Below are 25,291 nucleotides of genomic sequence, written 5' to 3' on the forward strand. Positions count from 1 at the left end.
CCCGGGGCCGGACCGGGCGCCGGGGGTTCGCCGTCGGGGTCCCTCCGCTCGTCGTGGTCGCCGGGGGCTGTCCGGGAAACGAGTACCGCTCGGCTCCCACGGACCGATGTCGGTGGTGCGGACAATGATGGCCGCGTGTCCGCCCCGTCCTCGACGCTCCCGTCGCTGTCGTCCCGCCGCCCTCCGGCGCTCGGCGACTGGGGCCTCCATGCCGTCGACGAGACGATGATCGTCGGCGGGCTCGACCCCGATGCCGCGGTCTGGCAGGTGCGCGACCGGGCCGGCGACGAGTGGGCGGTGAAGGCCACCCGGCGCGACTGCCGGTTCGGGCTGGCCCTCGCCGCGGTGCTCGGCCCGGGGTCGGGCGTCGTCGCACCGCTGCCGACCCTCGCCGGCCACCACTGGGTCGAGCGCGGTGGGCTCCTCGTGTCGGTCTCACCGTGGGTCCTCGGCGACGACGCCGCCGAGGACGCGCGCGGCCTCGACCTCGCGCAGTGGGCCGAGCTGGGCGCCGTCGTCCGCCGGGTGCACGACCAACCGCCTCCGTCGTCCGTCGCGCCGCTGCGCCACGGCGTCAAGCGCACGGGCCGTCGGGCCCGCGTGCGCCTCCGCGACCTCGACGCCCGCTTCGTCGGCGCCGCTCGGGCCCCGGGGGTCGACCCCTGGCTGGCCGATCTCTGGCACGCCCACCGCGACCGTCTCCGGCTCCTCGAGACGACCGCGCTCCGACTGAAGGAGGCGCGGGGCGCGACCGCCCGGGTCTCCTGTCACGGCGATCCCCACCTCGGCAACGTCGTGGTCGATCCCGAGGGCCGCCCCTGGCTCATCGACCTCGACGAGGCCACCGTCGCCCCACGCGAGGTCGACCTCGTGCTCGTCGAGCTCGGCGTGCTGCCCGGGCTGCCCGTCGAGCCCGAGCACCGGGCGGCGTTCCGCACCGGCTACGGCGACGACGTGGTGCTCGACCACGACCGCATCACCCGGTTCGGCTGCGTCCGCGCACTCGAAGACGTCACGGCGGTCGTCCTGGCGCTCGAGGGAGCAAACTCTGCGCAGCACGACGGCGACAGGGCCGGGGTACAAGCCGGTCTCGACGCCCTGCTCGGGCCACACGGCCTCGTGTCGTTGGTCGAGGCACGCCTGACCGCGTCGTGACGGTCGCCCGTCTCGTCGAGACGGGAACGCACCCTCCACAGCACCGATCCGCACCGCACCGCATCGAGCACCCCAGCACCGATCACGACCGCACCGACGCCAGGAGACCCACATGACGACCCGACGCACGACCCGACGCACCACCGCCGCCGCTGCGGCGTCCCTCGCCCTCGCCGCCGGCCTCTCAGGCTGCAGCGGTTTCACCGGCGGTTCCGACGACGCCGCCGACGGCACCCTCACCTTCACGACCTGGGCCAGCGAATCCGAGCAGGACTCGTTCGAGAAGCTCGTCGCCCAGTTCGAGAGCGAGCACGACGGCGCGACGGTCGACCTCAACGTCGTGCCCTACGACCAGATGTTCTCGAACATCGACGCGCAGCTCTCGACGGGCGACGCCCCCGACGTCTTCCGGGTCGACTACGGCAACCTCGGCGTGTACTCCAGCCAGGGTCAGTTGCTCGACCTCACGGGCCGGATCGACGACGAGGACTCCTTCCAGCCCGCCATGCTCGAGGCCGTCTCGTACGAGGGCGCCCCCTACGGCGTGCCGCACCAGACCGACGTCTCGGCGCTGCTCGTCAACACCGAGCTGCTCGCCGCCGCCGGCGTCACCGACCTGCCGACGAGCCAGGCGGACGCGTGGACGTGGGACGAGTTCGGCGAGGTCGCGACGAAGCTCCGCGCGAGCCTCCCCGCCGACCAGTACCCGTTCGGGGTGAACTGGCAGCAGGGTGGCACACCGCGCTGGCTCAGCTGGTTGTTCCAGGCCGGTGGCGCCCTGCTCGCCGACGACGGGACGACGAGCGAGATCGACTCGCCCGAGGCGGCAGAGGCGCTCGGCTTCACCCAGTCCTTCTTCGAGCAGGGGTGGGTGGCGCCGAGCAGCAGCGTGAAGTCGACGACGTACGCCGACACCGAGTTCGGCGAACAGACGACGGCGATGGCGTTCGTGGGCTCGTTCCTGGTGCCCGAGCTGGCCTCGACCGACTTCGACTGGACGGCCGTGCCGATGCCGGTCGACGAGCGCGGGGCGACCGACCTCGGCGGCAACGCCCTCGTCGCGACGGCCGACACCGACCAGGGCGAGCTCGCGACCGAGTTCCTGAACTTCATGGCCTCGGCCGACGCGATGACGGAGTTCTGCGCCGCGACCAACGAGCTGCCGACCCGGACCGACATCGACGCCTCGTCCATCGACTTCGCCGTGCGGCCCGACGTGATGCCGGTGTTCGTCGACCAGGCCACGACCATCCAGCCGAGTGACGTCAAGCAGTTGACCTCGCCGTACCTGGCCGAGATCACCGTCGCGATGCAGGACCAGCTCGAGGCGGCGTTCACCCAGGGGCAGTCGGTCGACGACACCCTGAGCGCCCTGGACGAGGCCGTCGGCCAGGCCACCGACTGATGACGGCGATGCCGGGTGCGCGCCGTCCGGGACGACGCGCCGCCCGCCTCCGGGAGAACCTGGTCGGCTGGGCCTTCATCGGGCCGAACCTCGTGCTGTTGTCGGTGTTCCTGCTCGTCCCCATCCTCTGGGCCGTGCAGCTGTCGTTCCAGGAGACCCGCGGCTTCGGCGACCCCGAGTGGGTCGGCGGCGCCAACTACGCCCGCATGGTCGCCGACCCCATCTTCTGGCAGACGCTCGGCAACACGGTGCTCTTCACCGTGGTCACCGTGCCGGTCGAGATGGCGGTGGGACTCGGGCTCGCGGTCCTGCTCGACGGGGTGCTCCCCGGCCGACGGACCTGGCGGACGCTGCTCGTGTTGCCGATGGTCGTCTCGGGCGTCGCCAGCGCGATGATCGCCGTGATCCTCTTCACCGAGGCGAACGGTCTCGTCAACAAGGTGCTGCGCGCCCTCGGGCTCGGGGCCGTGCCGTGGCAGTCGGACGGCGCGTTCGCGATGGTCTCGGTCATCGTCACGATGATCTGGCTGCGCGTCGGCCTCAACATGATCATCTACCTGGCGGGCCTCCAGTCCGTCTCACCCGAGCTCTACGAGGCGGCCGAGCTCGACGGCGCCGGTGCCTGGCAGCGGTTCCGCTCGATCACCGTGCCGCTCGTCGGGCCGTCGACGTTCTTCCTGCTCGTGCTCAACGTGATCGCGTCGTTCCAGGTCTTCGACCTCGTCTTCGTGCTCACCGGCGGCGGCCCCGGCTACTCCACGTCTGTGCTGGGCACCTACGCCTACCGCAACGGCTTCCAGATCCGCGAACAGGGCTACGGCGCCGCGCTCGGCGTCGTGATCCTCGTCGTCACGCTGGAGTTCACCGTCGTGCAGTGGCGCACCAACCGCACCCGCGACCTCACCGAATGACGAGGAACAGAACGTGACCACACCCCAGTCCGTCGCCGACGTCCCCGCGGCCGGCGCGCCGCGGAGCACCGTCCGCGGCGCCGATCGCGTCGCCGGCGTCCGTGCCCCGCGCAGGCGACCACGTCGCCGTGGTGGCTTCGTCGTCCTCCGTACCGTCGTCGCCGTCGTGGCGTCCGTCGTCGTCGCGTTCCCGTTGCTGTGGATGCTCGTCGTGGCGTTCTCGCCGCGGGGCGAGGTCTTCGGACGTGGCCTCCGCCTCCTGCCCAGCGCCGTCACCCTCGAGAACTTCACCCGGGTGCTCGAGCGGTACCCCGTGGGCGCGTGGTTCGGCAACTCGATCGTCATCGGGGTCTTCGTCACCGTGCTGACGGTCGTCGTGAGCCTGCTCGCCGGGTACGCCTTCGCACAGCTCCGCTTCGTCGGGCGCACGGCGGTGTTCCTCGTGTTCCTCGCGACCCTGATGATCCCGGTGCAGGCCATCATGGTCGCTCAGTTCCGGCTGGTGAACGGGCTCGAGATCTACGGCACCTACTGGGCGGTGATCCTCCCGTCGGCCGCCACCGCGTTCGGGGTGTTCCTCGCGCGCCAGTTCATGCTCGGCATCCCGCAGGAGCTGATCGAGGCCGCCCGCCTCGACGGTGCCGGCCCGATCAGGGTCTTCACCCTCATCGTCCTGCCGCTGAGCGGTCCGTTGGTCGCGGTGCTCGTGTTGCTCACCCTGCTCGGCAGCTGGAACGACTTCGCCTGGCCGTTGATCGCCCTCAAGGACCCGGACCTCTACACGCTGCCCGTCGGGCTGCTCTACCTGAAGGGCCAGACCAACCCGGACTACAACGGCATCATGGCGCTCGCCGTCATCTCGGTGCTGCCCATGGTCGCGTTGTTCCTCGCGTTCCAGAGGTTCTTCGTGCAGGGCTTCGTCCGGAGCGGGGTGCGGTAGCAGGGCCCGCCGGCTCGGACCCGGGCCCGACCCGGGCCCGACCCGGGCCCGACGAGGGCCGGCTTCCCCGCACGGCGTCGTAGGATCGCGTCGAACTGCACGTCAACGGAGACGGAGAAGACACGATGTCATCAGCACCCAGCCCCCGAGGCCACGCCACCGCGTCGGTCGCGGCCATCCTCGCCGAGTCGGCCGGCCGGTACCCCGACGACGTCGCCGTCATCGTCGGGCCCACCTCGACCACCTACGCCGAGCTCTGGCAGCAGACCCTGGCCTACGCCGGGGCCCTCCGCACCCGGGGCGTCGGCCCTGGGGACCGGGTCGCCATGCTCGTCCCGAACGTCGCGGACTTCCCCCGCGTCTACTACGCGACGCTCGCGCTCGGCGCGGTCGCCGTGCCCGTCCACGCCCTCCTCAAGCGACACGAGATCGAGTACGTGCTGCGCGACAGCGGCTCCCGCCTGCTCGTCTGCGCCGCACCGCTGCTCGGTGAAGGAGGCGCGGGAGCGCAGCTCGCGAGGGTCGACGTCCTGACCGTGCTCGCGCCTCCTGCCGGCCAGGAGGACGACGGGCCCGACCGCCTCGAGGACCTCGCCGCGGCCGCCGAACCCCTCGACACCTACGTGCCCCGCGACCCGTTCGACACCGCCACGATCCTCTACACGAGCGGCACCACGGGCCAGCCCAAGGGGGCCGAAGGGTCTCACCTCGCCCTGATCGAGCAGGTCAACACCAACCTGATGACGACGTTCGACATGCATCGCGGCGACGTGCTGCTCGGGGCCCTGCCGCTGTTCCACACCTTCGGACAGACCTGCACGATGAACACCGGGTTCCGGGTCGGCGCGACGATCGTCATGCTGCCGAAGTTCGACGGCGACGCCGCGCTCGCCGCGATGGTCGAGCACGGCTGCGAGGTGTTCATGGGCGTGCCCACGATGTACATGGCCCTGATCGCCGCGGCCACCCGCAGCGAGGCGCGCCCACCGCTGCGCTACGCCGTCTCGGGCGGGGCGTCGCTGCCGCTCGCGGTGCTCGAGAAGTTCCAGCAGGTGTACGACGCCCCGATCCACGAGGGCTACGGGCTGACCGAGACCTCGCCCGTCGCCACCTTCAACCACGTCGGGGTGCCACCGCGGCCCGGCACCATCGGCACGCCGATCTGGGGCGTCGACGTCGAGATCGCCGACCAGCACGTCGAGGACTCGATCGTGCTGCTGCCGCACGGCGAGATCGGCGAACTCGTCATCCGTGGGCACAACCTCATGAACGGCTACCTCGACCGGCCCGAGGACACCGCGAAGGCGATCGTCGACGGCTGGTTCCGCACGGGCGACCTCGGCACGAAGGACGACGACGGCTACCTGACGATCGTCGACCGCACGAAGGACATGATCATCCGCAACGGCTACAACGTCTACCCGCGGCAGGTCGAAGAGGTCCTCGCGCAGCACCCCGACGTCACGATGGCGGCCGTCTTCGGCGTGGCGCACGAGCTGCACGGGCAAGAGATCGAGGCGGCCGTCGTCCTCCGTGACGGGGCCACGGCCACCCCCGACGAGTTGGTCGCCTTCGTCGCCGACGAGATCGCGGCCTACAAGTACCCCCGCGTGGTCCACGTCCTCGACGCCTTGCCGCTCGGCCCCAGCGGCAAAGTCCTCAAGCGCGAACTCGTGGACCGGTTCTCGGCCGCCGTCACCGGGGTCGGCGAGGGAGTCGCGGCGCCCCGCTGACCGGGTCACGGGGGCACCCCCCGGACGGGGATCACCAGGACGGGGGCTGCCCGGACGGGGGCTGCCGGGCGGACGATCGGGCTTCTAGCCTCACAGCAGAACCTCAGCCCGATCTGACAGGACCCCCGTGAACCCTTCCATGTCCCGAGTCCTCGGCGTCACCGCCGCCGTGGGCGGCCTCGTCGCCCTGAGCCTGGCAGGCGTCACGGCGGCGACCGCCGAACCCGCCACCGGTTCCTTCACCGGGTCCGACGCCTCCGCGGCGGCGGCCCCCGCCCTCGACCGCTACCAGGGCGCCGACCGTTTCGCCACGGCCGCCGACATCGCCGGCCGGGCCTACCCGGACGGTGCCGGCACGGTCATCATCGCGAACGGCGTGCAGTTCCCCGACGCGCTGAGCGCCGCTCCGGCCGCCGCGCTGATCGAGGCGCCGCTCCTGCTGACGGCTCCGAACGCCCTCCCGTCGTCGGTGGCCGACCGCCTCGTCGCCCTCAAGCCGCGGAACGTGGTCGTCATCGGTGGCGTCAACGCCGTGTCGCCCGCCGTCGCCACCCAGATCGGCAAGATCACCGGGGCGACGGTCGATCGCGTCCAGGGCGCCGACCGTTACGCGACCTCGCGGGCCGTCGTCGACGCGTTCTTCGCCGAGACCGGCGTCTACCGCGCCTTCGTCACCTCGGGCCTGAACTTCCCCGACGCCATCAGCGCCAGTGCCGCCGCCGGTGCCGGCAGCACCGACTCGACCGGTGCGCCGGACGCGGTCGTGCTCGTCCCCGGGACCGCCGACGGGGTCGACCAGCCCACGTCGGACCTGTTCGAATCGCTCGGCGTCGAGTCCGTCGCCGTCGTGGGTGGCCCCGCGGTCATCTCGGACGGCATCGTCTCCGATCTCGACGCGCAGTTCCCGGGCGAGGTCGCCCTGCTGGCCGGCCAGGACCGCTACGAGACCTCGGCCTTCGTGTCGTTCTTCGCCTTCAGCGACGCGACGGGCGACGTCCCCCGTACCGACGACTCGGGCACCGTGTACCTCGCCTCCGGGCAGAACTTCCCGGACGCCCTCGCGATCGCCGCGGTCGCCGGCGCCGAGAAGTCGCCCGTGCTCCTCACCGCGCCCGGCTGCACGAACTACTACGCCGAGGACCTCATCGCGGGCCTCGCGTCCGAGAAGGTCGTCACGATCGGTGGCACGGCCGCCGTCTCCGAGAACGCGGCCGCGTTGAACTACTGCCCGGGCCCGCCGCGCACCTGACCCGCTCCGTCGGTACCCTCGCACGATGATCGCCATCGTGCTCGCCGCGCTCCTCTGGGGCACGACGGGCACGGTGGCGTCTTCTCTTCCCGGCGACGTCGGCCCGCTCGCCACGGGCGCCGCGACGATGTGCGTCGGCGGCCTGCTGCTGGCGCTCACGGCCCCCCGCGCCACGCGCGCCGCCCTGCGAGGTGGCCCGGCGGCGTGGTGCTGGCTCGTGCCGGGGGCACTGGGCGTCGTGGTCTACCCGCTGGCGTTCTACTCGTCCATGTCGCTCGCCGGCGTCGCCGTGGGCAACGTGGTCTCGCTCGGCACGGCGCCCGTCTTCGCGGCGCTGCTCGAACGCCTGCTCGACCCGCCCGGCCGGCGGCGTCCCCTCGAGCCCCGCTGGGTGGCGAGTGCGGCACTGGCCGTCGTGGGCGTCGGAGTGCTCGCGGCGACCGGGCAGCACGGTCAGGCGGGCACGGCGGCGTCCCCCGGGTCGGCCCCGCTCGGCATCGCCCTGGGCGTCCTCGCGGGCCTCGCCTACGCGACGTACACCTACACCGCGGCTCGGCTCATGGCCGAGGGCCACCCGTCGCGCGGGGCCGTGTCGGCCCAGTTCGGCCTCGGTGCGGTGCTCCTGCTGCCGGTGTTGCTGGCGACCGGGGCTCCGTTGCTGCAGTCGGGCGCCTCCGTGGGGGCGACGGTCTATCTCGCGATCGGGCCGATGTTCGTCGCCTACCTCCTCTTCGGCCACGGCCTGCGCACGGTGTCGAGTTCTCGGGCGACGACCGTGACGTTGCTCGAACCGTTCGTCGCGACCCTGCTGGCGGTGCTCGTGGTGGGCGAGCGGCTCGAGCCGCCGGGCTGGATCGGCCTCGCCCTCGTGCTGGCGGGTGTCGTCTCGATCGTGCTGACGAGACCCGTCCGCCCCTCCCGTCCCGAGGCGGTCGCCACCTAGAGTGGAGCCTCGACGATCGTGTCGCGGCCCCGTCCCGACACGACCGGCCCGCTCCGGCGGGCCCGCCTCATCACGAAGGAGTGACATGAGCGACACCATCACCGCACCCGCCCCGGCCGCCTCCGAAGGTCCCGAGATCCACAAGGGCCTGGCCGGCGTCACGGTCGACCGGACGGCGGTCTCGAAGGTCGACGCGGCCAGCAACTCGCTGCTCTATCGCGGTTACCCGGTGCAGCAGCTCGCCGCCGAGCGGGACGTCGAGGACGTCGCCTGGCTGCTGCTGCACGGCGACCTGCCGACCGTCGACGAGCGACGCGACTTCGACGCCGAGCTGCGCTCGCACCGCACGCTGGCCCCCGGGCTGCAGCACCTGATCGACCTGATCCCCACCTCGGCGCACCCGATGGACGTCGTCCGCACCGCGGTGAGCGCCATCGGCGCGGCCCGGCCCGAACCCACGACGGGTGCGGGCGCCTACGACGTCGCCGACACGCGTCGACTCGCCACGCACCTCTTCGCCGTGCTGCCCGCCGTGATCGCCTACGACCAGCGGCGCCGCCACGACCTGCCGCCGGTTCCGCCGCGGGACGACCTCGGCTACAGCGCCGACTTCCTGCACCAGGTGTTCGACCGCGAGCCCGACCCGCTCGACGTGGACGCGTTCGACACCTCGATGACGCTCTACGCCGAGCACTCGTTCAACGCCTCCACCTTCACGGCCCGGGTCGTCGCCTCGACGCTGTCCGACCTGCACTCGTCGATCGTCGGCGCGATCGGGGCCCTCAAGGGCCCGCTGCACGGCGGCGCCAACGAGGCCGCGCTCGAGCTGCTCGACCGGGTCGGCCCCGCCGACGGGGCCGCGGCCTGGCTCGACGAGGCGTTCGCGCGCAAGGAGAAGATCATGGGCTTCGGGCACCGGGTCTACAAGAACGGCGACAGCCGGGTTCCCACGATGGAGGACGCCCTCGGCCGTCTCGTCGACCGGGCCCGCGAGCAGGGCGACGACCGGGTCGACGGGCTCAAGGAGACCTACGACGTCGTCGCCGCGACGGTGTTCGAGCGCAAGGGCCTGAAGCCCAACGTCGACTACCCGTCCGGGCTGGCGTACCACCTGATGGGGTTCGAGACGCCGGTCTTCACGCCGCTGTTCGTCGCGTCGCGCGTCCTCGGCTGGAGCGCCCACGTGATCGAGCAGCGCGAGGCCAACTCGCTCATCCGCCCCCTGAGCGAGTACGACGGCGCACCCCTGAGGGACGTCCCCGCGCGCTGACGCCTACCGTGGCCCGCATGCCGAACCAGCTGCGAGACGCCGTCAGCCCCTACCTCAGGTCGCACGCCGACAACCCCGTCGAGTGGCGTGCCTGGGGGACGGGGCCGTTCGCCGAGGCCGTCGAGCGGGACGTGCCCGTGATGGTGTCGATCGGCTACTCGACCTGCCACTGGTGCCACGTCATGGCGCGCGAGAGCTTCTCCGACCCCGAGGTCGCCGCCCAGCTCTCGGCGGGCTTCGTCTCGGTCAAGGTCGACCGCGAGGAACACCCCGACGTCGACTCCAGCTACCTGGCCGCCGCCTCGGCCTTCACCGAGGGGCTCGGCTGGCCGCTGACCGTCTTCGTCACGCCCGAGGGTCGGCCGTTCTACGCCGGCACGTACTTCCCGCCGGTGCCCGTGCAGGGTCGGCCGTCGTTCCGACAGGTGCTCGACGCCGTCACCGACGCCTGGACCACCAGGCGGTCCGAGGTCGACGCGACCGCGTCGGCGGTGCAGGAGGCGCTGGCTGCGGGGCCCGCGTCGGTCACCGGCACCGCGCCTCCTGGTCCCGGTGCCGGGGTCGCCCTGCCGGGACGGCCCGAGCTCGCCCACGCCGTCGCCCGGCTCGTCGCCCACGAGGACCGCGAGCACGGCGGCTTCGGCGGGGCCCCGAAGTTCCCGACGGCGCCGGCCCAGCTGGCGCTGCTCGCCCTCGGCGCGGGAGGGGACGACGGCGCGCTCGAACTCGTGTCGCGGACGCTCGCCCGCATGGCCGCGTCGCCGCTGCGCGACGCGGTCGAGGGCGGGTTCTTCCGGTACGCGGTCCGACGCGACTGGTCAGAACCCCACTACGAGCGCATGCTCTACGACAACGCCCAGCTGCTGCTGGCCTACTCGCGGCTCTCGGTGCTCGACCCGGCCCCGGCCCCCGGCCCCGCGCCGACGTCGGCAACTCAGGAGATCGGCTCGGATCCGGCCCGGGTCGCCGCCGGGGTCGCCGATTTCCTGAGTTCCCGACTGCGCACGGCCGACGCGGCCTTCGGCTCGGCGCAGGACAGCGAGAGCACGATCGACGGCGTCCGTGACGAGGGCGGCTACTACCGGAGGGACGCCGCGGGCCGCGCGGCCCTCGACCCGCCGCCCGTCGACGACAAGGTGCTCACCGGTTGGAACGGCCTCGCGATCGCGGCGCTCGCCGAGGCGGGGTCACGGCACGGTCGCCCCGACTGGGTGGACACCGCCCGCGGCGCGGCCGACCTGCTGCTCGCGCGTCACGTGACCGACGACGGTCGTCTGCTGCGCGCCTCCGTCGGGTCGACCGTGTCGGACGCGGTGGCGACCCTCGAGGACCACGGCCTGTTCGCGTCCGGCCTGCTGGCCCTCTCGCTCGCGACGGGCGAGGCCCGGTACGCCGTCGCCGCGCGGTCGTTCGTCGATGCCTGCCTGCTCGACGACGCCGACCCGCGGGTCGTCGCGGCCCCGTCGGGTGGCGACCCCGTGCTGGTCTCGCAGGGCGTGGCCCTGTCGAGCGACCCGGGCGAGGGTGCCTACCCGTCGGGACGCAGTGCGGTCGCGGCGGCCGCGCTCACCCTCCACCAGCTCACCGGGGAGGCGCGCTACCGGTCGGTGGCCGGACGGCTCGTCGCCGAGGTGGCCGGTTCGGCCCTCGACAACCCGCTCGCGTACGGTGCCGCCTTCGGGCTGCTCGTCGAACTCGAGGCCCCGCTGACGCAGCTGGTCGTGGTCGAGCCGTCCCCGGTGGACCGCGCCGACGACGGCCTCGCCCGGCGGGCACGGAGCGTCGTCCGCCCCGGCAGCGTCGTCGCCGTGCTGGACGAGGAGGCGCTGGTCGCCTTCGAGCACGCGGGCTTCGAGCTGTTCGCGGGTCGCTCGGCCCCCGGGCGCGTCCCCACCGCGTACCTCTGCCGCGACTTCGTCTGCCGACTGCCGGTCACGACCGTGGACGACCTCGACGGACTGCTGCTCGAGGGGTGACGACACGACCGCGTCGGTCGCCCAGGCACCGGCGACGCACCGGGTAGGGGCACCCGCCCGGCGAAGCACCGGGTAGGGGCGCCGGGCGGGGCGCCCGGCGGGTGAACCGTGCGGGGCGCCGGGCGGGGGCGTCAGGCGGCGGCGGGCACGAGCGGTGCGGCCGGGTCGGCGACCCACTCGGCGAGCGAACCGTCGTACACCGCGACGTCCGAGCGGCCGAGGACGGCGAAGGCGAGGGCGTCGACGCTGGCCGACACCCCCGAGGCGCAGTAGACGACCGTGCGTGGTTCGTCGGGCACGACGGCGAGGCGGTCGCGGAGGACCGGGTCGCGGGCGAGCGTGCCGTCGTCGGCGAGGAGCGTCTCGGCCGGCACGTTGACGCTGCCGGGGATGTGCCCGGCGCGGGCGAGCGGGCTCGACGTGCCGTCGAACTCGTCGCGGGGCGAACCGGAGACGAGCGCCGCCCTCTGGTCGCCCGCCACCACGGACTCGACGAAGGCCTTGTCGACCCAGTGGTCGGGACGTTCGGTCGCGACGAACGGGGCGGGCGTCGGCAGGACGTCGCCGAGGTCGTACGGCTTGCCCTGCGCGAGCCACTGCGACCACCCGCCGTCGAGCACCGCCACGGCGTCGTGCCCGTAGGCGCGGAACAGCCACCACAGGCGGGACGCCCAGCGGCCGTCGACCGTGTCGTACACGACGACCGTGCTGTCGTTCGAGACGCCCAGCGCGGCCGCCGCGGCCTGGAAACGGTCGACCCCGGGCCGGGTGAAGGGCAGGTCGGAGCCGGGGTCGCTGAAGTCGACGAGCAGGTCGGCGAGGACCGCCCCGGGGACGTGACCGTCTCGCTCGAACCCGTCGCGGCCCGTGGTGAGGGCCGCCGGGCCGTCGCCACGACCCGGGCCGACGCCGCGACCCGGATCGACGTCGAGGTCGACGTCGAGATCGAGGTCGACGAGCACCGTCGCGTCGACGATCGTCAGGTCGTCGGCGCCGAGGTGGTCGGCCAACCACTGTGTCGAGACGACGGGTGAGGTGAGGACGGGTGCCATGCGGGCCACGGTAACGCCGACCGGTGACATCGGACCCTGAGTCCGCAATGAAGCGTCACAACGTGTGCGCCTCGACGAACGGGGAAACCGCGACCGGCCCCGACGGTCGTGTCAGCGACCGGCCTTCTTCGCGGTGATGACGCCGGTGTCGAAGCCCATCAGGTTGAGCCCGCCGTTGAACCGGGCGTGCTCGACCTTCATGCAGCGGTCCATGACGACGGTGAGCCCCTGTTCTTCGCCGTACCGGGCGGCCTCCTCGTCGTAGATGCCGAGCTGTACCCAGATCGTCTTCGCGCCGATCGCGAGCACGTCGTCGACGACCGATCGGATGTCGGAGGCCTTGCGGAACACGTCGACGACGTCGGGCACCTCGGGCAGCGAGGCCAGGTCGGGGTAGGCCTTCTGGCCGAGGATGGTGTCGGCGCGGGGGTTGACGAAGTAGACGCGGAGGTCGGTCGACTGCTGCAGGTAGGTGCCCACGAACGAGCTCGACCGGCTCGGGTTGGGCGAGGCACCGACGACGGCGACGCTCTTCGCCGAGCGCAGGATGGCCTGGCGCTCACGGGCCGTGGGTCCCACCCACGTCCGCTGCGACTTGAGCAGCTTGGCGAGGGGCGACGACGCGGGCAGCTCGCAGGTCAGCCCGTTGGTCAGCTGCGTGGTGACGGTGTCGGTCACGTCGGGTCACTCGCCTTTCGTCGCCGCGGCCAGCGCCTGGTCGAGGTCGTGGATGATGTCGTCGGGATCTTCGATGCCGACGCTGATGCGCACCGAGCCGGGCAGCACCCCCGCGTCGACGAGCTGCTGCTCGCTGAGCTGGGCGTGGGTGGTCGAGCCCGGGTGGATGACGAGCGTCTTCGCGTCGCCGATGTTGGCGAGGTGGCTGGCGAGCTCGACCGACTCGATGAAGGTCTTGCCGGCCGGACGACCGCCCTTCAGCTCGAACGTGAAGACCGAGCCGGGGCCCTTCGGCAGGTACTTCGCCGCGCGCTCGTGGTGCGGGTGCCCGGGCAGGCCGGCCCAGCGAACGCGCTCGATGCGCGGGTCTGCGTCGAGCCACTCGGCGACCTGGCGGGCGTTGTCGACGTGGGCCTGCATGCGGAACGGCAGGGTCTCGACCCCCTGGGCGAGCAGGAAGGCCGAGTGGGGAGCGAGGGCCGGGCCGATGTCGCGCAGCTGCTCGGCGCGTAACCGGGTGAGGAAGGCGTACTCGCCGAAGTTGCCGGACCAGTTGAGGCCGCCGTAGCTCGGCACAGGCTGGTCGAAGAGCGGGAACCGCTCGCTGTCCCAGTCGAAGCGGCCGGACTCGACGACGACGCCGCCGAGCGTGGTGCCGTGACCGCCGAGGAACTTCGTGGCCGAGTGCACGACGACGTCGGCACCCCACTCGATCGGACGGTTGAGGTAGGGCGTGGCGATGGTCGAGTCGACGATCAGGGGCAGGCCGTGCGCGTGGGCCACGTCGGCCAGGCCCTCGAGGTCGGCGACCTCGCCGGACGGGTTCGCGACCGTCTCGACGAAGACCAGCTTCGTCTCGGGACGGATGGCGGCGGCGTAGTCCGCCGGGTCGGAGGACTGCACGAAGGCCGTCTCGACGCCGAAGCGACGCAGGGTGACGTCGAGCTGGGTGATCGACCCGCCGTAGAGGTTCGCGCTCGCGACGATGTGGTCGCCCGCGCCGGCCAGCGAGGCGAACGTGACGAACTGGGCGCTGAGGCCGCTCGCCGTCGCGACGGCGCCGAGGCCGCCCTCGAGGCTGGCGACGCGCTCCTCGAAGGAGGCGGTGGTCGGGTTGGCGAGGCGGCTGTAGATGTTGCCGTACTTCTGCAGGGCGAACCGCGCCGCGGCGTCGTCGGTGTCGTCGAACACGAAGGCGCTGGTCTGGTAGATGGGCAGCGCCCGTGCCCCCGTCGCCGCGTCGGGGATGTTGCCCGCGTGGATCGCCCGCGTGCGGAAGCCGTACTCACGATCTGCCATGCCCCCACGCTAGCCGCTGGTCGTCACGCGGGGACCCGGGACGTCACACGGCGGAACACGGCCGACCCGCGCCTCCTGCGGGGGAGGAGTCGTCGGTCAGCCGGAGGCGGCTCCGACGCCTACTTCCAGCTGGGGATCCAGTAGTGCAGCCGGATGAACTCCCAGTCCTCCAGCTGCGCCGTCCACAGGGGGTAGAAGAAGACGGACACGGCGACGGCGACCACGACGACGATCGCCGTGACGCCGATGCCGCTCAGCCGCCGGGACCGGTCGTCGGTGCGTCGGCCGAGGACGATGCCGAGCACCGCGGCCAGGCCGAGCACGAGGTAGGGCTCGAAGGCGATCGTGTAGAACTGGAACACCGTCCGGTCGGTGAACGCCAGCCACGGCAGGTAGGCCGCCGCGACGCCGACGAGGATCGCCCCGTACCGCCACTCGCGGTACCGCGCTACGCGGTAGACGAGGTAGAGGCAGGCCGCGACCGCCGCGTACCAGATCAACGGGTTCGCGACCGAGGTGATCGCCTCGCCGCACCGGGCCACGTCGCAGCCGCCCTGGCCCTCGTCGAACCCCTGGTAGTACATGCTCGTCGGTCGCAGCATCAGCAGCCAGGTGAGCGGGTTCGCCTGGTAGGCGTGCGGGGTGTGCAGGCCGACGTTGAACCCGTAGACGCCCGCCTGGTAGTGCCAGAAGTTCTGCACCACGTCGGGCACCCACGCCAGGGCTCCCGTCCACCGTGTGCCGCCGTCCTCGACCCAGCTGCGGTAGTAGCCGCCCGACGTCGCGAACCAGCCGGTCCAGCTCGCCAGGTAGGCCACCACGGCGACGGGCACGGTCAGCAGGAAGCTCACCGGTGCCTGCCTGAACAGGGTGCCCGACAGCCAGAACTCCACGCCGGCCCGGCGGCGCGCCACCATGTCGACGACCACCGTGTAGACCGCGAAGAACGCCAGGAAGTACAGGCCGTTCCACTTCACGGCCGTCGCCAGCCCGCACAGCAGGCCGGCCGTCACCAGCCAGGGACGCGCCCACAGGGCGGGGCCCCAGGCGATGTCGCGACCGGCACCGCGCCTCCTCGCCCGCCAGGCCTCGAGCCGGCGGGCGCTCTGACGGCGGTCGAGCAGCACCGCCCCGAAGGCCAGCAGGCCGAAGAACATGACGAAGTTGTCGAGCAGGGCCACCCGGGACATGACGATCGCGTGCCCGTCGATCGCCAGGAAGAACCCCGCCAGCGTGCCGAGCAGCGTCGATCGCAGCAGCAACGACCCGATGACGGCGACCAGGGCGACCGCGAGGATGCCCACGACGGCCGTGCTGATGCGCCAGCTCGCCGGGTTCTCGGGACCGACCGACGCCATGCCGAGCCCGATCAGCCACTTGCCGAGGGGCGGGTGCGCCACGAACGACGGTGCCGCGAGGAACCCGCCGACCCCGCCCGCGGCGAAGGTCGGGTCGTAGTCGGCCGGCCACGACCCCTCGTAGCCGAGGTTGAACAACGACCAGGCGTCCTTGACGTAGTACGTCTCGTCGAACACGAGGGTCGCGGGGGAGTTCAGGTGCCACAGGCGCAGCACCGCGGCCAGCAGCGTGACCGCGAGCGGGCCCGCCCAGGCCCAGACGCGCCTCCTGACCGGGGTGCGCAGCACGCGCCCCCACCAGGCGTCGAGCCGGGTCGGGGGAGCCTCGTGGGCATGGGCCGCGGTCGCGTCGTCGACCGGGGTGCCGACGGGCGGGACGATCACCCGGTCGGTGAGCGGGTCGGCCGACGCGAGGCCCGGCTCGCCCGCCGTCGGACGGGCAGGAGGCGCGGTGCCGGCCTCGACGAGCGCGTCGAATTCGCGCTCGGGCCCGGTCGTCATCGGGCCATCGTAAGTGGGCGGTCCGGGGCCGGGGGACAATGGGCGGGTGATCGTGCTCGCCGCCACCCCCATCGGAAACCTCGGCGACGCCAGCCGTCGCCTGATCGAGACGCTGTCGAACGCCGAGGTCGTCGCCGCGGAGGACACGCGCACGGCGATCCACCTGATGCGCGCCCTGGGCGTCGAGAACCGCCCCCGCCTCATCGCCCTGCACGAGCACAACGAGCGCGAGAAGGCGGGCGAGATCGTCGAGCTGGCCCGCGCCTCCGACGTGGTCGTGCTCACCGACGCCGGCATGCCCGCCATCAGCGACCCCGGGTTCCCGCTCGTCGAGGCCGCCGCGGCCGCGGGCGTCACCGTCACGGCGATCCCCGGCCCGTCCGCGGTGCTCACCGCGCTCGCCGTGTCGGGACTGCCCACCGACCGCTTCAGCTTCGAAGGCTTCCTGCCGCGCAAGCAGGGCGACCGTCTGCGCGTGCTGGGGGCGCTCGCCGACGAACGCCGCACCATGGTGTTCTTCGAGTCGCCCCACCGCCTGCCCGACTCGCTCGGCGACCTGGTCACCGCTCTCGGGGCCACGCGCCGCGTGGTCGTCTGCCGTGAGCTGACGAAGCTGCACGAAGAGGTGCGCCGCGGCAGCGCGGCCGAGCTCGCCGAGTGGGCGGCCGAGGGCGTCCGGGGCGAGATCTGCATCGTGGTCGAGGGCGCCCCCGAACGCGTCGTCGACCTGGCCGCCGGGCTCGCGCAGGTGCAGGCCCTGGTCGCCGACGGCACCCGCCTCAAAGAGGCCACCGCCGACGTGGCCGCCGCCACGGGTCTGTCGAGGCGCGACCTCTACCAGGCCGCCCTCGCCGCCCGCCCGCCCCGCGCGTAGGGCGTGGCGTACCCCGCCCAGCCCGGCGGGTGCAAGCTCGGAGGAGGCGCGTGCCCGGAGGAGGCGCGGCCCACCACGAGCAGGAGGTACGACATGAAGGCGGTCCGTTTCGAGCAGTACGGCGACATCGACGAGCTGAAGGTCGAACAGGTGGCGAAGCCCGAGGCGGGTGCCGGCCAGGTCGTGGTCGCCGTCAAGGCGGCGGGCTTGAACCCCGGTGAGGCGGCGATCCGCGCCGGACTGATGCACGACGCGTTCCCCGCGGCGTTCCCGTCGGGCCAGGGGACCGACTTCGCCGGCGTGGTCGACGAGGTCGGCGCGGGGGTCGACGAGTGGTCCGTCGGTGACGAGGTCGTCGGGTGGGCCAACCGGTCGTCGCACGCCGAGTTCGTCGTCGTCGACCACGACGAACTCGTGGTGAAGCCCGAGAACGTGCCGTGGGAGGTCGCGGGCAGCATCAGCGTGACCGGACCCACCGCCTACGCCGCGCTGCGTGCCGTGCAGGCCACCGAGGGAGACACGATCGTCGTCTCGGCCGCGGCCGGCGGCGTCGGCGTGATGGTGTCGCAGCTCGCCGTCCTCGGTGGGCTCACCGTCATCGGCACCGCGAGCGAGCGCAACCACGACTTCCTGAGGCAGCTCGGCGTCACACCAGTGGAATACGGTGACGGCGTCGTCGACCGCATCCGTGAGGCCGCCCCCCAGGGCGTGGACGCGTTCGTGGACTGCTTCGGCCAGGGCAACGTCGGGTACGCCCTCGAGCTCGGCGTCGCGCCGCAGCGCATCGACACGATCATCGACTTCGCGGCCGTCGAGCAGCACGGCGTCAAGGCCGAGGGCAGCGCCCAGGCGACGTCGCAGGCCGTGCTGTCCGAGCTGCTCGAGCTGATCTCGACCAACAAGATCATGGTGCCGATCGACGGGATCTTCCCCCTCGACGACGTCAAGGACGCCTACCGCGACCTCGAGGACGGCCACGCCCGGGGCAAGTACGTGCTCGGCATGGACGTCGTCGAGTACCCGGGCGAGCACGCCGGCGAGCGGGCGGGTTCCGACGACCGCACCGAGGAGCACGACGCGACCTGACCGGTCGACGCGACCCGCCCCTCCTCGTCCCCGGCGGCGGACGCAGGAGGCGCGGGTCGCGTCATCACGTCGGTGCCCCCACCTAAGATGGTCCCCATGCCCGCCGGCGACTCCTTCTTCATCGCAACGCCCATCTTCTACGTCAACGACGTGCCGCACATCGGTCACGCCTACACCGAGGTCGCAGCCGACGTGCTCGCCCGGTGGCACCGGCAGCGGGGTGACGACGCCTGGCTGCTGACCGGCACCGACGAACACGGTCAGAAGATCCTGCGCACCGCCACGAGCCACGGCGTGACCCCTCAGGAGTGGGCCGACAAGCTCGTCACCGAGTCCTGGAAGCCCCTGCTCGAGACCGTCGACATCGCCAACGACGACTTCATCCGCACGACCGACGCCCGCCACGAGGCCGGCGTGCAGAAGTTCCTGCAGAAGCTGTACGACGACGGCTTCATCTACCAGGGCGAGTTCGAGGGCTTCTACTGCGTCGGCTGCGAAGAGTACAAGCAGCCGAGCGACCTGGTGCCCGGCACCGGCGCCTACGAGGGCGAGCAGGTCTGCGCCATCCACAGCATCCCGGTCGAGGTGCTGCAAGAGAGCAACTACTTCTTCCGCATGAGCGACTTCGAGCAGCGACTGCTCGACCTCTACGAGGCCCAGCCCGACTTCGTGCAGCCCGACTCGGTGCGCAACGAGGTCGTCTCGTTCGTCAAGCAGGGTCTGCGCGACCTGTCGATCTCGCGGCAGAGCTTCGACTGGGGCGTCAAGGTGCCCTGGGACGAGAAGCACGTCGTCTACGTGTGGTTCGACGCCCTGCTCAACTACGTCACGGCCATCGGCTACGGCGTCGACGACGACGAGTTCCGGCGTCGCTGGCCGGCCGTGCAGCTCGTCGGCAAGGACATCGTGAGGTTCCACGCCGTCATCTGGCCCGCGATGCTCATGGCGGCCGGGCTGCCCGTCCCCAAGAACGTCTTCGGCCACGGCTGGCTGCTGGTCGGCGGCGAGAAGATGTCGAAGTCGAAGCTCACGGGCATCGCCCCGCAGCAGATCACCGACGTCTTCGGTGCCGACGCGTTCCGGTACTACTTCATGCGCGCCATCACCTTCGGTCAGGACGGCAACTTCAGCTGGGAAGACATCGCGGCCCGCTACCAGGCCGAGTTGGCCAACGGGTTCGGCAACCTGGCCTCGCGCGTCGTGGCCATGATCACCCGCTACTTCGACGGCACCGTGCCCGTCGCCGGCGACCTCACCGAGGCCGACCTGGCCGTCCGCGAGACCGAACTGCGGGTCACGGCCGAGGCCGACGCGGCGATCGACCGGTTCGCCATCAACGAGGCGCTCGCGTCCATCTGGCAACTGGTCGACCAGCTGAACGGGTACATCACCGAGCAAGAGCCCTGGGCCATCGCGAAGGACGAGTCGCAGCGCGAGCGCCTGGCGACCGTCCTCGCCACCGCCCTGCGGGGTCTCGGCACCCTCACCGTGCTGCTGTCGCCGTTCATCCCGACGGCCACGCACACCCTGTGGCAGTCGATCGGGCAGGGCGAGCTGACCAGCCAGCCCGTCGATCGTGCGGCCGAGTGGTCGAGCGCTCCCGACGTCCAGCCGCTCGCCGCCGGTCTCTTCCCGCGCATCGAACAGCCCGAGCCCGCAGCATGAGCGACGACACGTCCGGTGGCGGCGGCGCGACCTCCGGGCCGGCCGACGGAGTCCCGGCGACGCACGTCCGCCACCGCTCGTCGGGCGCGGACGGCCAGAAGCGCGACCTGACCTACCCCGCGCCTCCCCAGCCCCTCGTCGTGCCGGTCTACGACAACCACACGCACCTCGAGATCGCCGACGGCGTCGGAGACGACGGCGACGGCCCCCTCGACTACCGCGAGCACCTCGACCGGGCCTCGTCCGTGGGCGTGCGCGGCGTGGTGCAGGTCGGCACCGACCTCGAGACGTCCCGCTGGTCGGCCGAGATCGCCAGCCGCGAGCCCCGGGTGCTCGCCGCCGTCGCCATCCACCCGAACGAGGCCCCGGCCCTCGCGGCCGCGGGCACCCTCGACGAGGCGCTGTCCGAACTGGACGGGCTCGCCGCGAGGCCGCGCGTGCGCGCCGTCGGCGAGACCGGGCTCGACTTCTTCCGCACCGGCGACGACGGTCGGGCGGCCCAGCTCGAGGCGTTCCGCGGCCACATCGAGATCGCCAAGCGCCACGGCCTGGCCCTGCAGATCCACGACCGCGACGCCCACGACGACGTGGTCGACCTGCTGCTCGAGGTGGGCGCTCCCGAACGCACCGTCTTCCACTGCTTCAGCGGCGGGCCCGAGCTGGCGAGCATCCTCGCCGAGAACGGCTGGTACGCGTCCTTCGCCGGCACGGTGACGTTCAAGAACGCCCAGCCCCTGCGCGACGCCCTCGTGCAGTTGCCGCGCAACCTGATCATGGTCGAGACCGACGCGCCCTACCTGACGCCGGTGCCCTACCGCGGTCGCCCCAACGCGCCGTACCTGATCCCCTTCACGCTGCGGTCGATGGCCGAGACGATCGGCACCGACGTGTCCATGCTCGCGGCCCAGATCTCGTCGACGACCGAACTGGTCTACGGCAGCTGGGACAGCGAGCCCGTGACGGTCGAGGGCTGATGTCGCGCGCCACCCTGCTCGGCCCCGCCGAGATCCGTGACCTCGCCGACCTCCTCGGCGTGCAGCCGACCAAGAAGCTCGGGCAGAACTTCGTCCACGACGCCAACACCGTGCGTCGCATCGTCGCCGCGTCGGGTGTCTCGGCGGGCATGACCGTCGTCGAGATCGGCCCCGGGCTCGGCTCCCTGACCCTCGGCCTGCTCGAGGCGGGTGCCAAGGTGGTGGCCGTCGAGATCGACAAGCGCCTCGCCGAACAGCTGCCGAAGACCGTCGCGCAGCTGCAGCCGGCGGCCGACCTCACCGTCGTCGTCGACGACGCCTTGTGCGTGACGACCCTGCCCGACGAACCCACCCACCTCGTGGCGAACCTGCCGTACAACGTCAGCGTGCCGGTGCTCCTGCACTTCCTCGAGCACTTCGACGGGCTCGAGCACGGGCTCGTCATGGTGCAGTCCGAGGTCGGTCTGCGCCTTACCGCCGAGCCCGGCTCGAAGGTGTACGGCGGGCCGAGCATCAAGGCGGCGTGGTACGGCGAGTTCCGGGCCGCGGGCCAGGTCAGCCGCCAGGTGTTCTGGCCCGTGCCGAACGTCGACAGCATCCTCGTCGCGTTCGACCGCAAGCCGGCCCGCGGCAGCGAGCTCGAGCGTCGGGCGACCTTCGCCCTCGTCGATGCCGCGTTCCAACAGCGACGCAAGATGCTGCGCCAGTCGCTGTCCTCCCTCTACGGGTCGTCCGCCGCCGCCTCCGAGGCCCTCGAGCGTGCCGGACTCGCCCCGACGCAGCGGGGCGAGCAGCTCACCGTCGACGACTTCCTCGCCGTGGCCCGGGTCAGCGACGTCGACGCCCTCGCCGGGGCGTCCGTCGCCGCCGTGCTGCACGCCGACGAGGGCGAGGCCGGCTGAGCCGTGCCCCGACGCAAGAACGGTCCCGACGGCGCGCCGTCCGGCAGGGCCCGGGGCAGGGACGGTGCCGGTGGCGGCGACGAGCGCGGGCACGGTGAGCAGCGGCTCAGTGACGCCCGGCTCGGGTCGGGCACCGGACGCAGTGCGGCCGAGTGGTTCGCGCTGCTCGACGCCGCGGGGGCGGCGCGACTGTCCCACGAGCAGATCTCGCGCCTCCTGGTCGACGAGTTCGAGGTCGTGCCGTGGTGGGCCGAGGGGATCACGGTGCGCTACGAACAAGAACGCGGCGTCGAGCCGCCGGGGCGTCAGCCCGACGGCAGCTACGCGGTCACCGTCGGCCGCAGCCTGAGGGGTGCACCGCTCGAACTGTTCGACCTCGCCGTCGACCGGTTCGCCCGGTACGCCGGCGGCCCGCCCGAGGTCGTCGCCCGGTCCGCGACGCGTCCGACCGCCGACTGGACCCTCGCGCACGGGGACACGCTGCGCCTCCAGGTGGTGTCGACCGCCGGTCCGAAGTGCTCGGTGTCGTTGACGCAGGGCAGCCTGCGCCTGCCCGAACGGGTGCAGCCCGTGAAAGAGGGGTTGACGCGGGCGTTCGGCGTCATGAGTGATCGCCAGAACTGACTAGGTTGGACGCATGACGTCCGTGGCCGCCCCGACCGTGGTCCACACGCGTGCGCCGGGCAAGATCAACGTCTTCCTCGCCGTCGGCGACCTGCAGGACGACGGTTACCACGACCTCGCGACCGCCTACCAGGCCGTCTCCCTCTACGAGGACGTGCGCGCGCGTCGCGCCGACGACTTCACCGTCAGCGTCGCGGGTGGCCCGTCCATCGACGTGTCGGGCGTGCCGACCGACGGGTCCAACCTGGCGATCAAGGCCGCCCGCCTGCTGGCCGAGACGACCGGCTACACGGGCGGCGTCGCCCTGACCGTCGACAAGGCGGTGCCCGTGGCCGGCGGCATGGGGGGCGGATCGGCCGACGCCGCCGCGACGCTGCTCGCGTGCGACACGCTCTGGGGCACCGGCGTCGGTCGTGACGAACTCCTGCGGCTCTCGGCCCGACTCGGTGCCGACGTCCCGTTCGCCTTCGCCGGAGGCACCGCGATCGGTACCGGTCGCGGCGACGAGCTCAGCCCGGCCCTGGCGAAGGGGCAGTTCCAGTGGGTCCTGGCCGTGGCCGACGTCGGCCTCTCGACCCCGCGCGTCTACGACGAACTCGACGCGCACCGTCTGCGGCACCAGGGCGAGATCCGCTCGGTGCGGCACCCCGTCGTCGACACCGGCGTCCTGCAGGCACTCCGGGCGGGCGACCCGGGCATGCTCGCGGACGCCATGCACAACGACCTCCAGGCGCCCGCCCTGCACCTCCAGCCGGGCCTGGCCGACGTCCTCGAGCTCGGTGAGGGCAACGGGGCCCTCGCCGGCATCGTGTCGGGCTCCGGCCCGACGGTGGCGTTCCTCGCACCCGACCTCGACGGCGCTCTCGAGCTGCAGATCGCGCTGAGCGCCGCCCGCCTCACGGTCGTCCGTGCCACGGGCCCGGTCCACGGCGCCCGCGTCGTCACCGACTAGGCCAGGGCCCCGGGACGTAGCCGAGCCCCCGTACGCGCGCGGGGGCTCGGCGACGTCCCGGGGTCTCGCAGGCTCAGCGCTCGTACTTGAGCACGTTCGTGCGGGTGAGGTGCCACTCGTCGGCGACGTGGAAGCCCTTGGCGGCGAGGTCCGCGGTGACCCGGGGCCGCCAGTCCTGCTTGTCGCTCGTGATCAGCCAGACGACGTCGAGGTCGTCGGTGCGGTCGATGACGTCCTCGAGCGGGTGCTGGACCTCCCACAGCCCTCCGGTCTCGGCCGCGGGGGTCTCGAGCGTGAAGTCCGACATCCCCTCGAACGCCGCGGGGTACGTGTTCTCGATGATGCGCGACGTGGCCTTCGGGTGTCGACGCACGGGGCCGAAGACGACGCCCTCGGCCGTCCCGGCCGGTTCGAGGGCCTGTTGCTCGCTGACGAGGTCGGCGACCTGGTTCCACGCGGCCGAGTCCTTCGCCTCGGGCTGACGCTGACGTTCGTAGGTCGGGGCGGTGAGCACCACGGCGACCAGCAGGACGAGGGCGATCACCCGCCGCCAGGGGACGGCGGCCACCGCGACGGCCATCATGATCGCGACGGCCGGGGTGCCGAAGGTCAGGTAGCGGGGCGAGTAGAGCGGCTCGGTCACGAGCGAGACGCCCACGAGGCCGACGGTGGGCACGATCATCCAGGGCAGGACGACCTCGGCCAGTCCCCGGGCACGGGGCACGAGACCGGCGACCACGACGACCAGGCTGGCGAGCACCAGCATCCAGCCGAAGACGGCGAAACGGTCGTTCTGGTAGAACCACTGCGTCGTCAGCACCTGGTCGATCGTCGCGAAGCTCGGCCGGTCGAGCCAGCCGACCTGGCCGCTCTGCTCGGACGTGAAGTACACGACGGGCAGGCTCGCGAGTCCGGCCACGGCCGCACCGGCGAACCAGCCGAGGAACGAACCGCGTGCTCCGTGCGGTACGCCGACGAGCGAGGTCGACGCCACGGCGTCCCGCGACGTCGTCACCGGCCCCGAGGAGGCGCGGAGCCGTCGCTCGCGTCGCCACTGCACCAGCATGGTGACGCCGTGCCCCACCACGACGAAGGCGACGTACAGGAAGAAGAGAACCGAGACGACGGCGAGCACGGCGTAGGCGACCCACCAGCGGACGGCCGAGGCCCGGGTGCGGGTCTCGCCGACCTGGGCGGTCCGGCGCGAGGCGGTGACGAGGACGAGGGTCAGGGCGACGGCGAACATCGCCGAGAAGGCGTACGAACGGCCCTCGCCGCCCATCCAGGTCACGCGGGGGATCAGGCAGAACAGGAGGCCCGCCACGACGGCCGTCCGGCGGTCGGCCAGGGTGCGGGCGAGCACGACCGTGAACGCGGCGGCGAGCCCCGTGACGATCGCGCTGGGCACCCGGAGCGAGATCGGCGAGTACGGGAAGACGTCGAACCACAGGTGCATGAACGCGTAGTACGTGGCGTGCACCAGGTCGACGGTCTGGACCATCTGCCAGAGCTGGCCCCAGCTGCGCGTCGCCGAGATGACCGTCGCGGCCTCGTCGTACCAGACGGACGGCACCCAGAGGAAGGCGCCCGACAGCACGGCGGCGAGCAGGCCGACGAGCACGGCGTCGAGATGACGCCAGTGCCGGAGGCGCGTGAGGGCCGTGCTGCGGCCGGTCCCGGGCGTCGTGGATACAGTGGGCGCGGTCGATCGACCGTCGGCCGGATGCAGGAGGTTCGTCATGTC

Annotated in this window: 21 protein-coding genes; 16 read left to right on the forward strand and 5 right to left on the reverse strand. The window is 72.3% G+C overall.

Translation table 11 applies throughout. The features are described from left to right. Positions 1–135 precede the first annotated feature (135 nt). The 9 genes from ACVJ1F_RS04825 (at position 136) to ACVJ1F_RS04865 (ending at position 11,582) form a co-directional block, all read left to right on the forward strand. Positions 136–1,155, forward strand: coding sequence for a phosphotransferase enzyme family protein (locus ACVJ1F_RS04825; RefSeq protein ID WP_456884979.1), 1,020 nt, complete (start codon positions 136–138; stop codon positions 1,153–1,155). Between the two features lie 112 nt (positions 1,156–1,267). Beyond that, the gene (locus ACVJ1F_RS04830) at positions 1,268–2,560 is read left to right on the forward strand and encodes an ABC transporter substrate-binding protein (protein ID WP_123571629.1); all 1,293 of its coding nucleotides are present in this window, start codon (positions 1,268–1,270) and stop codon (positions 2,558–2,560) included. Continuing rightward, positions 2,560–3,471: a carbohydrate ABC transporter permease gene (locus ACVJ1F_RS04835; protein WP_456884981.1), complete on the forward strand. Its 912-nt coding sequence runs from the start codon at positions 2,560–2,562 to the stop codon at positions 3,469–3,471. Before ACVJ1F_RS04830 ends, ACVJ1F_RS04835 begins: the two co-directional genes overlap by 1 nt. 13 nt (positions 3,472–3,484) lie before the next feature. Beyond that, positions 3,485–4,411: a carbohydrate ABC transporter permease gene (locus ACVJ1F_RS04840; protein WP_233568495.1), complete on the forward strand. Its 927-nt coding sequence runs from the start codon at positions 3,485–3,487 to the stop codon at positions 4,409–4,411. A 125-nt stretch (positions 4,412–4,536) separates the two neighbouring features. Beyond that, complete coding sequence (locus tag ACVJ1F_RS04845) at positions 4,537–6,144, forward strand: long-chain-fatty-acid--CoA ligase (protein ID WP_456884983.1); 1,608 nt, start codon at positions 4,537–4,539, stop codon at positions 6,142–6,144. 139 nt (positions 6,145–6,283) lie between these two features. Further along, positions 6,284–7,393: a cell wall-binding repeat-containing protein gene (locus tag ACVJ1F_RS04850; protein ID WP_456884985.1), complete on the forward strand. Its 1,110-nt coding sequence runs from the start codon at positions 6,284–6,286 to the stop codon at positions 7,391–7,393. Positions 7,394–7,418: 25 nt separating this feature from the next. Continuing rightward, positions 7,419–8,336 carry a DMT family transporter gene (locus ACVJ1F_RS04855; protein WP_456884987.1) on the forward strand — a complete coding sequence of 306 codons (918 nt, stop codon included), beginning with the start codon at positions 7,419–7,421 and terminating at the stop codon, positions 8,334–8,336. Positions 8,337–8,421: 85 nt separating this feature from the next. After that, positions 8,422–9,606, forward strand: coding sequence for a bifunctional 2-methylcitrate synthase/citrate synthase (locus tag ACVJ1F_RS04860; protein WP_456884989.1), 1,185 nt, complete (start codon positions 8,422–8,424; stop codon positions 9,604–9,606). A gap of 17 nt (positions 9,607–9,623) precedes the next feature. Continuing rightward, on the forward strand, positions 9,624–11,582 hold the full coding sequence (locus ACVJ1F_RS04865; protein ID WP_456884991.1) for a thioredoxin domain-containing protein: 1,959 nt from the start codon (positions 9,624–9,626) through the stop codon (positions 11,580–11,582). A 131-nt stretch (positions 11,583–11,713) separates the two neighbouring features. On the opposite strand, the gene ACVJ1F_RS04870 is transcribed toward ACVJ1F_RS04865, so the two are convergent. From ACVJ1F_RS04870 to ACVJ1F_RS04885, 4 genes are all read right to left on the reverse strand, one after another. Next, positions 11,714–12,634 carry a sulfurtransferase gene (locus ACVJ1F_RS04870; RefSeq protein ID WP_456884993.1) on the reverse strand — a complete coding sequence of 307 codons (921 nt, stop codon included), beginning with the start codon at positions 12,632–12,634 and terminating at the stop codon, positions 11,714–11,716. A 111-nt stretch (positions 12,635–12,745) separates the two neighbouring features. Then, positions 12,746–13,312, reverse strand: coding sequence for a CoA-binding protein (locus tag ACVJ1F_RS04875; protein ID WP_056048910.1), 567 nt, complete (start codon positions 13,310–13,312; stop codon positions 12,746–12,748). A 6-nt stretch (positions 13,313–13,318) separates the two neighbouring features. Beyond that, complete coding sequence (locus ACVJ1F_RS04880; protein ID WP_456884995.1) at positions 13,319–14,611, reverse strand: O-acetylhomoserine aminocarboxypropyltransferase/cysteine synthase family protein; 1,293 nt, start codon at positions 14,609–14,611, stop codon at positions 13,319–13,321. A gap of 119 nt (positions 14,612–14,730) precedes the next feature. Beyond that, positions 14,731–16,470: a dolichyl-phosphate-mannose--protein mannosyltransferase gene (locus ACVJ1F_RS04885; RefSeq protein ID WP_456884996.1), complete on the reverse strand. Its 1,740-nt coding sequence runs from the start codon at positions 16,468–16,470 to the stop codon at positions 14,731–14,733. Positions 16,471–16,516: 46 nt separating this feature from the next. On the opposite strand from ACVJ1F_RS04885, the gene rsmI reads away from it, so the two are divergent. The 7 genes from rsmI to ACVJ1F_RS04920 all read left to right on the forward strand — a co-directional run bounded on the left by rsmI (position 16,517) and on the right by ACVJ1F_RS04920 (position 23,547). Beyond that, the gene (gene rsmI / locus ACVJ1F_RS04890) at positions 16,517–17,344 is read left to right on the forward strand and encodes a 16S rRNA (cytidine(1402)-2'-O)-methyltransferase (protein WP_456884997.1); all 828 of its coding nucleotides are present in this window, start codon (positions 16,517–16,519) and stop codon (positions 17,342–17,344) included. A 93-nt stretch (positions 17,345–17,437) separates the two neighbouring features. Beyond that, entirely contained in the window at positions 17,438–18,430 is a 993-nt protein-coding gene (locus tag ACVJ1F_RS04895) for an NADP-dependent oxidoreductase (protein ID WP_456884999.1), read from the forward strand. 96 nt (positions 18,431–18,526) lie between these two features. Beyond that, entirely contained in the window at positions 18,527–20,095 is a 1,569-nt protein-coding gene (gene metG, locus ACVJ1F_RS04900) for a methionine--tRNA ligase (protein WP_456885001.1), read from the forward strand. Continuing rightward, positions 20,092–21,069, forward strand: coding sequence for a TatD family hydrolase (locus tag ACVJ1F_RS04905; RefSeq protein ID WP_082460596.1), 978 nt, complete (start codon positions 20,092–20,094; stop codon positions 21,067–21,069). Before metG ends, ACVJ1F_RS04905 begins: the two co-directional genes overlap by 4 nt. After that, the gene (gene rsmA / locus ACVJ1F_RS04910) at positions 21,069–21,971 is read left to right on the forward strand and encodes a 16S rRNA (adenine(1518)-N(6)/adenine(1519)-N(6))-dimethyltransferase RsmA (protein ID WP_456885003.1); all 903 of its coding nucleotides are present in this window, start codon (positions 21,069–21,071) and stop codon (positions 21,969–21,971) included. Before ACVJ1F_RS04905 ends, rsmA begins: the two co-directional genes overlap by 1 nt. A gap of 3 nt (positions 21,972–21,974) precedes the next feature. Beyond that, the gene (locus ACVJ1F_RS04915; RefSeq protein ID WP_456885005.1) at positions 21,975–22,595 is read left to right on the forward strand and encodes a hypothetical protein; all 621 of its coding nucleotides are present in this window, start codon (positions 21,975–21,977) and stop codon (positions 22,593–22,595) included. A gap of 13 nt (positions 22,596–22,608) precedes the next feature. Next, positions 22,609–23,547 (forward strand): 4-(cytidine 5'-diphospho)-2-C-methyl-D-erythritol kinase, encoded by a 939-nt coding sequence (locus ACVJ1F_RS04920; RefSeq protein WP_456885007.1) that lies wholly within the window; start codon positions 22,609–22,611, stop codon positions 23,545–23,547. A gap of 73 nt (positions 23,548–23,620) precedes the next feature. On the opposite strand, the gene ACVJ1F_RS04925 is transcribed toward ACVJ1F_RS04920, so the two are convergent. Beyond that, positions 23,621–25,288 (reverse strand): glycosyltransferase family 39 protein, encoded by a 1,668-nt coding sequence (locus tag ACVJ1F_RS04925; protein ID WP_456885009.1) that lies wholly within the window; start codon positions 25,286–25,288, stop codon positions 23,621–23,623. Positions 25,289–25,291 lie beyond the last annotated feature (3 nt).

This window comes from Frigoribacterium sp. 2355 (assembly GCF_054060695.1).

Excerpts from the sequence above, each read along its gene's own strand:
- ACVJ1F_RS04870 (WP_456884993.1), bottom strand. The coding sequence starts at position 12,634 with ATGGCACCCGTCCTCACCTCACCCGTCGTCTCGACACAGTGGTTGGCC.
- metG (WP_456885001.1), top strand. The coding sequence starts at position 18,527 with ATGCCCGCCGGCGACTCCTTCTTCATCGCAACGCCCATCTTCTACGTC.
- ACVJ1F_RS04905 (WP_082460596.1), top strand. The coding sequence starts at position 20,092 with ATGAGCGACGACACGTCCGGTGGCGGCGGCGCGACCTCCGGGCCGGCC.
- ACVJ1F_RS04880 (WP_456884995.1), bottom strand. The coding sequence starts at position 14,611 with ATGGCAGATCGTGAGTACGGCTTCCGCACGCGGGCGATCCACGCGGGC.
- ACVJ1F_RS04920 (WP_456885007.1), top strand. The coding sequence starts at position 22,609 with ATGACGTCCGTGGCCGCCCCGACCGTGGTCCACACGCGTGCGCCGGGC.
- ACVJ1F_RS04835 (WP_456884981.1), top strand. The coding sequence starts at position 2,560 with ATGACGGCGATGCCGGGTGCGCGCCGTCCGGGACGACGCGCCGCCCGC.
- ACVJ1F_RS04925 (WP_456885009.1), bottom strand. The coding sequence starts at position 25,288 with ATGACGAACCTCCTGCATCCGGCCGACGGTCGATCGACCGCGCCCACT.
- ACVJ1F_RS04830 (WP_123571629.1), top strand. The coding sequence starts at position 1,268 with ATGACGACCCGACGCACGACCCGACGCACCACCGCCGCCGCTGCGGCG.
- ACVJ1F_RS04885 (WP_456884996.1), bottom strand. The coding sequence starts at position 16,470 with ATGACGACCGGGCCCGAGCGCGAATTCGACGCGCTCGTCGAGGCCGGC.
- rsmA (WP_456885003.1), top strand. The coding sequence starts at position 21,069 with ATGTCGCGCGCCACCCTGCTCGGCCCCGCCGAGATCCGTGACCTCGCC.
- ACVJ1F_RS04865 (WP_456884991.1), top strand. The coding sequence starts at position 9,624 with ATGCCGAACCAGCTGCGAGACGCCGTCAGCCCCTACCTCAGGTCGCAC.
- ACVJ1F_RS04845 (WP_456884983.1), top strand. The coding sequence starts at position 4,537 with ATGTCATCAGCACCCAGCCCCCGAGGCCACGCCACCGCGTCGGTCGCG.
- ACVJ1F_RS04850 (WP_456884985.1), top strand. The coding sequence starts at position 6,284 with ATGTCCCGAGTCCTCGGCGTCACCGCCGCCGTGGGCGGCCTCGTCGCC.
- ACVJ1F_RS04860 (WP_456884989.1), top strand. The coding sequence starts at position 8,422 with ATGAGCGACACCATCACCGCACCCGCCCCGGCCGCCTCCGAAGGTCCC.
- ACVJ1F_RS04855 (WP_456884987.1), top strand. The coding sequence starts at position 7,419 with ATGATCGCCATCGTGCTCGCCGCGCTCCTCTGGGGCACGACGGGCACG.
- ACVJ1F_RS04895 (WP_456884999.1), top strand. The coding sequence starts at position 17,438 with ATGAAGGCGGTCCGTTTCGAGCAGTACGGCGACATCGACGAGCTGAAG.